Here is an 8,591-nt window from a genome sequence, read left to right as displayed (position 1 = left end):
CGGACCAGCAGAAGGAGGTGATGGCCGAGGCCAAGGCCCGCGGCTACGACACCAAAGTGATGCGCAAGGTGATTTCGCTGCGCAAGCGCGACAGGGACGACATCGCCGAAGAGGAAGCCATCCTCGAGATGTACAAAGACGCGCTGGGGATGGGCTGAGCGATGCGCGTCCTGATCGGCTGCGAAACTTCGGGCGTCATGCGCCGCGCCTTCGCCGCGCGGGGCCACGACGTCTGGTCCTGCGACCTGCTGCCAGCAGAGGACGCCACAAACCGGCACATGATCTGCGACATCCGCGAGGTGCTTCACCTCGGCTGGGACCTGCTCGCCGTCATGCACCCGCCCTGCACCCGGCTGTGCCGGTCGGGACGCCGTTGGATGAGTGGCCCCGGCAAGTGGACTCCGCCGAAGCAATTGCCGAAAGGCCGCAGCTGGCCCGACATGCGGGCCGAGTTCGAGGAGGGCGTGGCGCTGTTCACGGCCTGTTGGCAGGCCCCCGTCGAGCGTGTCGCGATCGAGAACCCCGAAATGAACGATCTGGCTCGCGACCGGATGCCGGCCGATCTGCCCAAGCCCCAGATGGTCCAGCCGTTCTGGTTCGGTGAGCCCGCCTACAAGGCGACCGGCTTCTATCTCCGCGGCCTGCCGCCGCTGACCGAAACGAACCGGATGCCGGAGCCCGAGCGCGGGTCCGAAGAATGGAAACGCTGGAACGCTGTGCATCGCCAGCCGCCCGGCCCGGACCGCTGGAAGATCAGATCCCGCACCTTCGAGGGCGTGGCCCAGGCCTGCGCCGATCAGTGGGGCGGGCACGCAATGAGGGAGGCTGCGTGATGCCCGATATTGAATGGCCCAGAGAGATCTGGGCGGCCGAATGCGGGGAGCATGACGCCGATGGTCGGCATGTCTTTTCCGAACACGCCACCGTTCCGCGATGGGAAGGAGATCGCGATTGCGCGTTTCACCGCTATGTGGACGGCGACATTACGAGCAGCCAGGAGCGGTATTTCCGGGAGATGCTGTCAGCCGCAAGAGCCCGCGCCGAAGCTGCAGAGGGCTTTCTGCGCCGGATTGCGGCGGCCCCGCTCTGGAATGAACCGGACGACGACGGGACACCGGTTGGCGAAGGCCCGGAAGGCGGCGTCACTCGCGATTTCCAAGAGTCGCGTGAGAGCGAGGCCGAGGACTGGATCATCGAGGCCCGGGCGCTGGTTGCAGGCCGCAGGCAGGAGGGCCGTGCCGATGGCTGAGACAGTCGCCAATTCTCGTCACCCCCCATCCTGGGCCGTAGAGCCATTGGACATGGCAGGGGCGGCCCGCGCCCTTGGAATTTCGAAAAGGACGCTGACAGACGCCCTCAGGGGGTCAAGCGCCTATGAATTGCGGGGACGAAAAAAAGTCTTCTATCCCGAGCACATTGCTCAACTGCGCCAGGAGATGAACGAGTGCGCCTCAAGGTCAAGTGGGTCAACGGTTGGGCGCGGCTTCACGGCACAGGTCCCGATGGCAAGCGAATCCGACGCGCTCTCAAGACTCAGGATCCTCGCCGAGCGGAAGAAATCCGCGCACAGATAGAAGCCGACCTCTGGAAAGCGAACCTTTACGGACCACAAGAAGTCGTGACATTTGCTGAGTGTGCCCTCGCATATGCCGAGGACGGTGGCGAGGTGAGGTTTATCGTTAAGATGACGGAGCAGCTTGGCACGATAAAGCTTCGCGACATCACGCCGAAAGCCATCAGGGACGCGGCTCGCCGGGCCTACCCAAGAGCGAGCAATGCAACTCTGAACCGGCAGGGGATCACCCCAGCTCGAGCAGTAATGAATTTCGGACATGAGCAGGGCTGGTGCGGCGCCGTACGGGTTCGCAGCTTCCCCGTCGAAAAGCCAAGACGCAAGGCCGTGGGGCGCGAATACCTCGAACTTCTACGCCCTCATCTGCCAGATCGTCTGTTTGCGCTCATGCTTTACCTGCACCAGACAGGCCGCAGAGTGGGAGACGCGATCGAGCTTCCGCCGGAGGCGCGCGACGGCACTATAATTGAGGTTGCGAAGACGAAAACTGGTCGGCCAATCACGGTCAAGATTACGGATGAACTGGCCGATATGCTCGATAGCATCGAGCCCCGCCATGGACGGCTCTTCGGCTACATCGGCCGGAGCAGCGTCTACAATACGCTTCGGCGCGCCTGCGGAAAGGCCGACGTCGAATACCTCGGAACCCATCAACCAGGGCGCCACAGCTTCGCAACGGAACTGCACGAAGCCGGGTTTTCGGACAAGGCTATCGCAGAGGCCGGAGGATGGGCAACGACACGCATGGTGACGGATGTCTACCAGCATCCAAAGGGCAGCAGCGAGAAGGCCGCGGACCATTTTTCGAAAGAGGCAACTGGCAAGAAACTGACAAGAAAGGGCGCAACGCAGGGGAAAGTGCAATAAAATCAAATAATTGAGGTTGCCGGATACCACCTTGGTAAGGGAGAGGTCGACAGTTCAATCCTGTCCAGCAGCACCATAAAATCAATCACTTGCACGACCTCGTGAGAATTTCATTTTGGTTCGTTGGATCATTTCTAAGCGCTGCAACTGCCCCCCCCCCCTGATTGCCCTCTAAAACTGCCCCCTTCTCGTCAGCTAATCTGCCTCCGAACGAGGATCGGAGGCGACTATGGCGGAACGTTAAGTCTGGGGGGCAAGATCCGGATCTCCCCGTCGGGCAAAAGGATTTGGCCGAACGACTCAAACGCGAAGCGACCAGGCGCCTTTGGGAAGATGGCATGTCACCTGGAGATATCGCCGCCGAGCTGGATGCCCATGAATGCCTGGTAAGAAAGTGGCGGGTCAGAAGATCCTTAGGTCCGTTCCAGATGTGCGGCCCGAACGACGTTTCACTGCTTCCTGACCATGCGAAGAGAAGTTGGCCCGGATCGACTTTGATTTTCGGGTCAAACCGCCCCGAGTAAGAGTTGAAATCATCCGACCCGTTCAGGTTTTGAATGCGGATGATGGGCAAGCCTGTGGTGTTCCACTCAAAAGGTTTGAAGCCGCGACCGTTGATCCTCGGCCTTGGCCTGCGCATCATCGACGGCCCGCTGCAATTCAGGGAAGAAGCGCGCGACGATCAGCCGGGGCGAGATGACATCGGCGACAAGGCGCACCTTGTTCGCGGTCAGGTCAGCCTCTTCCAGCCATTTGACCTTGCCCTTGTCGTCGGTCTCCTTACGCGCCTCGCGCAGTTCCTTGGCCGCTTCCCAAACGTCATGGGCGATGCCGAAGACATCGTCCTGCATGGTCTCGGCTCAGTAGGACATGAGCCACTCATACGCCGCGTAGCGGTCGATCAGAGACGCCTCGGCAAAGCGGTCGAGAATGTCCTCGGCGATGGCGTGGATCAGTTCCTTGGGCTTGGCGTGCCTCAGGTATTCGGCGATCTCCTCCATGGCAACGCCAGCCTTGGCACCTGGCGCCTTGACCAGCGGCCGATCTCTGCGCCTCCGGGAGTTCTGCGCGACTTGAGCCGGTGGCCTCAAGGGCTCGGGCAGCACCTGCGACCCCGGTCAGGACGGCTTGCGCGCGCAGGACGGCGATGTGCGACAAAAATCCTTCGGAAACGCACCGGATCCTCTGGACACCCCTGCCGCTCTCGCCTAAACACCTGCCACCCGAAGCACTGTCGCTTCGCCCTCGCCCGGGTAGCTCAGGGGTAGAGCAGTGGATTGAAAATCCTCGTGTCGGTGGTTCGATTCCGCCCCCGGGCACCATAGGCCATTTTTTTCAATAGGTTTTTCGCTGCGATGTGACGCAGGAGAGAGCCTTTGGCCCGTACATATCCGTTACCCAAAAACATCTTCCGGCGTGGTCAGAGCTACGCCGTACGCTTCACCTCAAGACCACGCGGTCGGAGAGGACGGGGCAGTTGCTTTCCACGCGTTCGGATCAGCCACACCAGCTCTGCCTCGCCTCCTACTGGCGCGTCCTCGACTACTGGGGTCTTGTCGATCCCGACCTGCCCGATCCCTTCTCGTCGCTCATGCGGCGTGTGGCGGGGCAGAAGAAGAAGGCGGACCCGAGGGCCAAGCACCTGCGCCCGGTGACACGTGACGAGGCCGAGGCGCTCCTGAGGTACATCGTCGGGCATGCCCGGCTGAAATACCGGATGGAGATGTTCGTGACCGTCCGACCGCTCTGGGTCACCGCTTGCCGCCTGAACGCGATCGCGGCGCTCAGGCTGGACGATATCGAGGACCGGGGCGACCACATGGTCCTGACGATCACCCATGCCAAGACCGAGGCCGGAAACCGGAAGGTCTTTGTGGTCGGGCCGGGCGACTGCAAGCTGCTCCGCGAGGCCATGAGCCGGGCAAGGATCAGCGAACCGGCCTCGCCTGACGACGCGGGTATGCTGTTTCCCCGGATCACCTTGGGGGGATATGACAAGCGGCCCAGCCACTACCTCGGGAAGGCGCTTGAGGCTGCGAGGAAGTCCCTCGACGGGCCGGCAAGCGACTGGGACATGCACTCGTTCCGCCGCGCCGGGGTGTCGGCTCTGGTGAATGCCGGGGTGGACACCTACGCGCGGAATCTGGCCGTGGGCCATTCGAACAAGGGCGATATCGGCGTGTCGGTCTATGCCCGTCGGGCGGACCTCAGCGAGATCCTAAAGGCCACCTTCGAGGCGCTCTTTGTTGAACAGGGCGGATCTCTGGCGGGGCGGCTGCGGACCTGAGGCTGCCTTGGCATCCCGCGAGAGACAACAGGAGGGGCCTCGACTCATACTCGGGGGCCCTTCCGCTACCGATGAAGGCCACCGATCGGACGGGGGCATTTCCGTGCGGCTATTCACCGTTGGCGCTGGGCGCAGCGGCTGTTTCGTAGCACCCTGAGGCGGAACGCAGAGCATCTCCGGGCCGCTTGGCGGTGACCGTGAGTGTGGGCGGGGAGCGGCCGTTCGCGACCGTTCCTGGGCATTGGCCGAGCTTCTCCGAACCGGACCTTCACCGCGCTTCGACACCGAGTCGGCCGGACCTCGGAAGTCTGGACGGGGAACTGACGTTCGGCCCCGCTCCCAGACATCGGCCGAAATTCCCCGAACCGGACCTTCGCCGCGCCTCGACCCCGAGTCGGCCGGATCTCGGAAGTCTGGGCGGGAAGCAGCCGTTCGGCCCCATTTCGAGACAACGACCGAGCTTCCCCGAACCGGACCTTCGCCGCGCCTCAACGCCGAGTCGGCCGGATCTCGGAGGTTCGGGCGGGGAGCGGACATTCGGCCTCGTTCCCAGGCATCGGCCGCGCTTCCCCGAACCGGACCTTCATCGCGCCTCGACGCCGAGTCGGTTGGACCTCGGAAGTATGGGCGGAAACCCGTCATTCGCTGCAGGGGGCACCGACGCATACATTGTGGCGCGTGATCTGACCCATGGTAATTCCCGGGTGGCTGTGGTCATTGTTAGAGACGCGTTCAGGAATTTCGGCAAGTGGCCGAAATAGATTACCGAGGCGAAGCATGAAGATCGAAGTTGCTTGCAGAGCAGACGACAGCACCAAGGCGAAGGGCGACCTGCTGGAGAGTTTAGCAACCGATCTTCTCTCCGCTCAAAGCTACAAAGTCATTAACCAAAAACGCGTTACCGGAGCCGAGCTTGATCTTATTTGCAAACACGAGGTTAGCGGGAAAGAAATTTACGTGGAGTGCAAGGCGCAAGCTGGAAATATCGGCGCCCCGATACTTCGTCAACTGAATGGGACGGTTGATGCATATGACTACGCTGAAGGATGGCTCATATCCACCGCTGAATTTGGAAAGGAAGCCAAGGGGTTCGCTGAAATGTGGAAAAGCAAACCCGCCGAGAAAGCTTCTCGGCTAAGCTTTTACACTCCAGATCTTATCGTCAACGCACTCAGAAAGGCATCTGTTATATGTGAGCCACCCATCGAAACAGCAACAGATTTCATGGGATCAAGGGAAGCCGTTGGGGAGTGGACGCTAGTACTCTCTCCGTTTGGACGGTTTTGGGCAGCCTACACACTGCTAGGAGGCGCACCTCATGGGGTTGTCTTTTTCAGCGCGCAGTCAGGTAAGAGGGTTTCAGATATCGACACCCTCAACAACATAGCCACATTGGAGAGCGTTCTATGCGACTACGATGTTACGGTTGGCATGGACGTTCCGATTGAGACTAAGAGCGCAGCTGAAAGTACGCCACCAAATGTGGTTGAGGTTCAAACTGGCGATTCATGGAACGATTATCGCCCTGCCAGGCCACAAGACTTCATTGGTCGAGATGATACACAAAAGAACATCCTGAGTTTCTTAGAGAACGCTCGCACGACAACAGACTCCACTAGGATATTCGCCATAACGGGGAACTCTGGATTAGGGAAGAGCTCACTAGTTGCTAAAGTTCGAGACAGAACCAAGAATAAGCATTACAAGAATAAACTATTTACTTTCGCGATAGACATGAGAGGCGCTCGAAGCCCAGCCTACATTTCTGCCTCTTTGATTAAATGCCTAGAGCAGGCGCAAAAGGCGGGCTTTGGAGAGAAGATAAAAGTTCAGCTGACCAATCCCAGCACGCCATTATCTTCCTCAAGTGTATCGGAGTACTTAGAAAGCGTAAGGCGGGAAGGAAGGTTTGTTTGCCTGATTTTCGACCAATTCGAGGAGCTTTACTCGAAGCCAGAATTGTTCAGCGTGTTCACCGCCGCGAAGGACTTGATGATAGATGTGGCCTCCTTCAAGGGCGCCCTTGGATTGGGATTTGCGTGGAAGACCGATAGCACGACGCAACAAGACCATCCCGCCTATCATATCTGGCATGAGCTGTCTGATCACAGGAGGGAGTTCAGACTAAGTAGTTTCAATAAAGGCGAAATAGCCAAGGCGATTACTGCATTTGAGAAACAAGCCAATTTTAAGTTGACCGCAGAAGTCAGGCATCAAATTTCTCATTCCTGCCAAGGCTTCCCTTGGCTTCTCAAGAAGCTATGCATACACCTTCACAATAATCAAAGTCAGAAAAACGGGCAAAACTCAACCCTGCTGGAGTTGGATGTTAGGAAACTGTTCGAAAGTGACCTCCAAATACTCAATGCTGGAGAAATTTCAAGCCTGAAGCTGATAGCGGAAAAGGCACCGGCAGATTGGAGCGAAATAATCGAAACTTCCGGCGTAGCGACAGTAAATAATCTTGTAGCCAAGAGATTGATTGTTCGGAGTGGTGATCGCTTGAACGTATACTGGGATATCTTCCGAGACTATCTGCTGTCTGGAAATGTTCCTGTTGTTCCATTCAACTATATCCCCTCTTCAGACATTAACGCCATGCTGAATGTTGGCGAGGTCCTCAGTCGGACAAGTTTTCAATCCTCCGTAAATATTGCGGCGAAAACAAACCTGAAAGCACGGACTGTTTGGAATATCGGTGCGGACCTGGTGCTGTTCGGGGTGGCTGAAAGGCAAGGGACCTCATTCAGGCTTCATCGAGACATGGCCGATGGTGCCTTTAGAGGTGTCCTGTCGAGAATCAGAACCAAGGTCGACAAACATTCTCTTAAGATCGAGTTGTACCGGAACCATGCGGGGCAAACGGTTTCTAAATCTGAAATCACTAACGCACTCAAGGCTTGCCTTCCGGGCGAGAAATTTACGGATAAGACTTGGGAAATCTACACGAACCGATTCTCTAACATGCTTGTTCAGGTGGGATTCTTGGCTCGTTCGGGCACGAGATATACCGTTCAAGATTCGGGGAGTGTCGTCTCAAAAGTTTCGAGGCATTCAAGGACAAGTGAAGTGTTTTCTGCTATGGCATCCCCAGCAAGTGTCTGTGATTCGTTGGAGTTGCTTAGCAAGGACACAAACGTCGACAACGCCAATAAAGCCGGGTACCGGAACTCGATTTATGTGTTGAAGAGGTTCAACCTCGTTGAGGTGGAAGGTGCTGACGCGAAAATTAACGCTGAAGCCCTGAAGAAATTTGGCGGATTTCGGGAGGCGGTTTGGAGTTCTGCGAAGAATGAAGTTGCGATAGTCAAGTCCATAGAAGCATTGCGGAAGAGGGGGGATATTTCCGGCTTGGAGCTGGGGGCTTTTGTCTCCAATGAGTTTGATTTGAATTGGACTGACGCCACCAAGGCGCGGACGGGAAACGCAATCAGGCAATGGGCAAGTTGGATTGTGGCCGGGAGTGAACAGGATCAAATTCCGGAGCCGCCAGGAAGAAAAAAGCGCTCGGAGCCGTCGAGGTGATTTGAAAAAAATGGTTGCAATAGCTGTGGGCCGCCCTTGGCCACGCTAAGCCTGTGCCAGAAGATGCTACAAAAATTGTGCGTTGAATGCCGCCTTTGGGCCGATGCTGGCTCGCTAGGTCATATGAGGGAAAGCGGCAATCCTTATCGAGGTTCGCGATCTTCATTAATAGCAGAAGCTCCACCCCCTCTTAATTGACCATGGATATCCTCTTTGGTCTGTTCCATCGCACCCGAAGGAGCTGAAAGAGCAATAACTCGGGAACTCTATTACAGATGCCTGATCGTCCGCCCAAAATATTACAGCATACTTAGAGTAGCTTGTGTAGTTATAGCTCCC

The 8,591-nt window shown here is 57.7% G+C and carries 8 protein-coding genes and 1 tRNA gene; 7 read left to right on the top strand and 2 right to left on the bottom strand.

Going from position 1 to position 8,591, the window contains the following annotated elements:
• From BYZ73_RS18760 to BYZ73_RS18745, 4 genes are all read left to right on the top strand, one after another.
• On the top strand, nt 1–158 hold a 158-nt coding region (locus BYZ73_RS18760; protein ID WP_146746330.1), incomplete at its 5' end, for a DUF2312 domain-containing protein.
• Between the two features lie 39 nt (nt 159–197).
• The gene (locus BYZ73_RS18755) at nt 198–833 is read left to right on the top strand and encodes a hypothetical protein (RefSeq protein ID WP_425451099.1); all 636 of its coding nucleotides are present in this window, start codon (nt 198–200) and stop codon (nt 831–833) included.
• A complete protein-coding gene (locus BYZ73_RS18750; protein ID WP_146746329.1) occupies nt 833–1,249 on the top strand; it encodes a hypothetical protein in 417 nt (138 codons plus the stop codon). The genes BYZ73_RS18755 and BYZ73_RS18750 overlap by 1 nt, the downstream gene beginning before the upstream one ends.
• Before the next feature lie 195 nt (nt 1,250–1,444).
• Nucleotides 1,445–2,440 carry a tyrosine-type recombinase/integrase gene (locus tag BYZ73_RS18745; RefSeq protein WP_146746328.1) on the top strand — a complete coding sequence of 332 codons (996 nt, stop codon included), beginning with the start codon at nt 1,445–1,447 and terminating at the stop codon, nt 2,438–2,440.
• Nucleotides 2,441–3,030: 590 nt separating this feature from the next.
• Here BYZ73_RS18745 and BYZ73_RS18740 read toward each other — a convergent pair.
• Nucleotides 3,031–3,291, bottom strand: a complete 261-nt coding sequence (locus tag BYZ73_RS18740) for a hypothetical protein (protein WP_112317241.1) — start codon at nt 3,289–3,291, stop codon at nt 3,031–3,033.
• Nucleotides 3,292–3,300: 9 nt separating this feature from the next.
• Nucleotides 3,301–3,441: a hypothetical protein gene (locus BYZ73_RS22860; RefSeq protein WP_181498105.1), complete on the bottom strand. Its 141-nt coding sequence runs from the start codon at nt 3,439–3,441 to the stop codon at nt 3,301–3,303.
• A gap of 246 nt (nt 3,442–3,687) precedes the next feature.
• Here BYZ73_RS22860 and BYZ73_RS18735 point away from each other — a divergent pair.
• From BYZ73_RS18735 to BYZ73_RS18725, 3 genes are all read left to right on the top strand, one after another.
• Nucleotides 3,688–3,762: transfer RNA gene (locus BYZ73_RS18735), tRNA-Phe, on the top strand.
• Nucleotides 3,763–3,917: 155 nt separating this feature from the next.
• Nucleotides 3,918–4,727, top strand: coding sequence for a tyrosine-type recombinase/integrase (locus tag BYZ73_RS18730; protein ID WP_112317240.1), 810 nt, complete (start codon nt 3,918–3,920; stop codon nt 4,725–4,727).
• 777 nt (nt 4,728–5,504) lie between these two features.
• Complete coding sequence (locus BYZ73_RS18725) at nt 5,505–8,252, top strand: restriction endonuclease (protein ID WP_112317239.1); 2,748 nt, start codon at nt 5,505–5,507, stop codon at nt 8,250–8,252.
• Nucleotides 8,253–8,591 lie beyond the last annotated feature (339 nt).

The sequence above is a fragment of the Rhodovulum viride genome (assembly GCF_003265965.1).
GTDB lineage: Bacteria > Pseudomonadota > Alphaproteobacteria > Rhodobacterales > Rhodobacteraceae > Rhodovulum > Rhodovulum kholense.
This window is presented reverse-complemented; position numbering and strand designations above follow the sequence as displayed.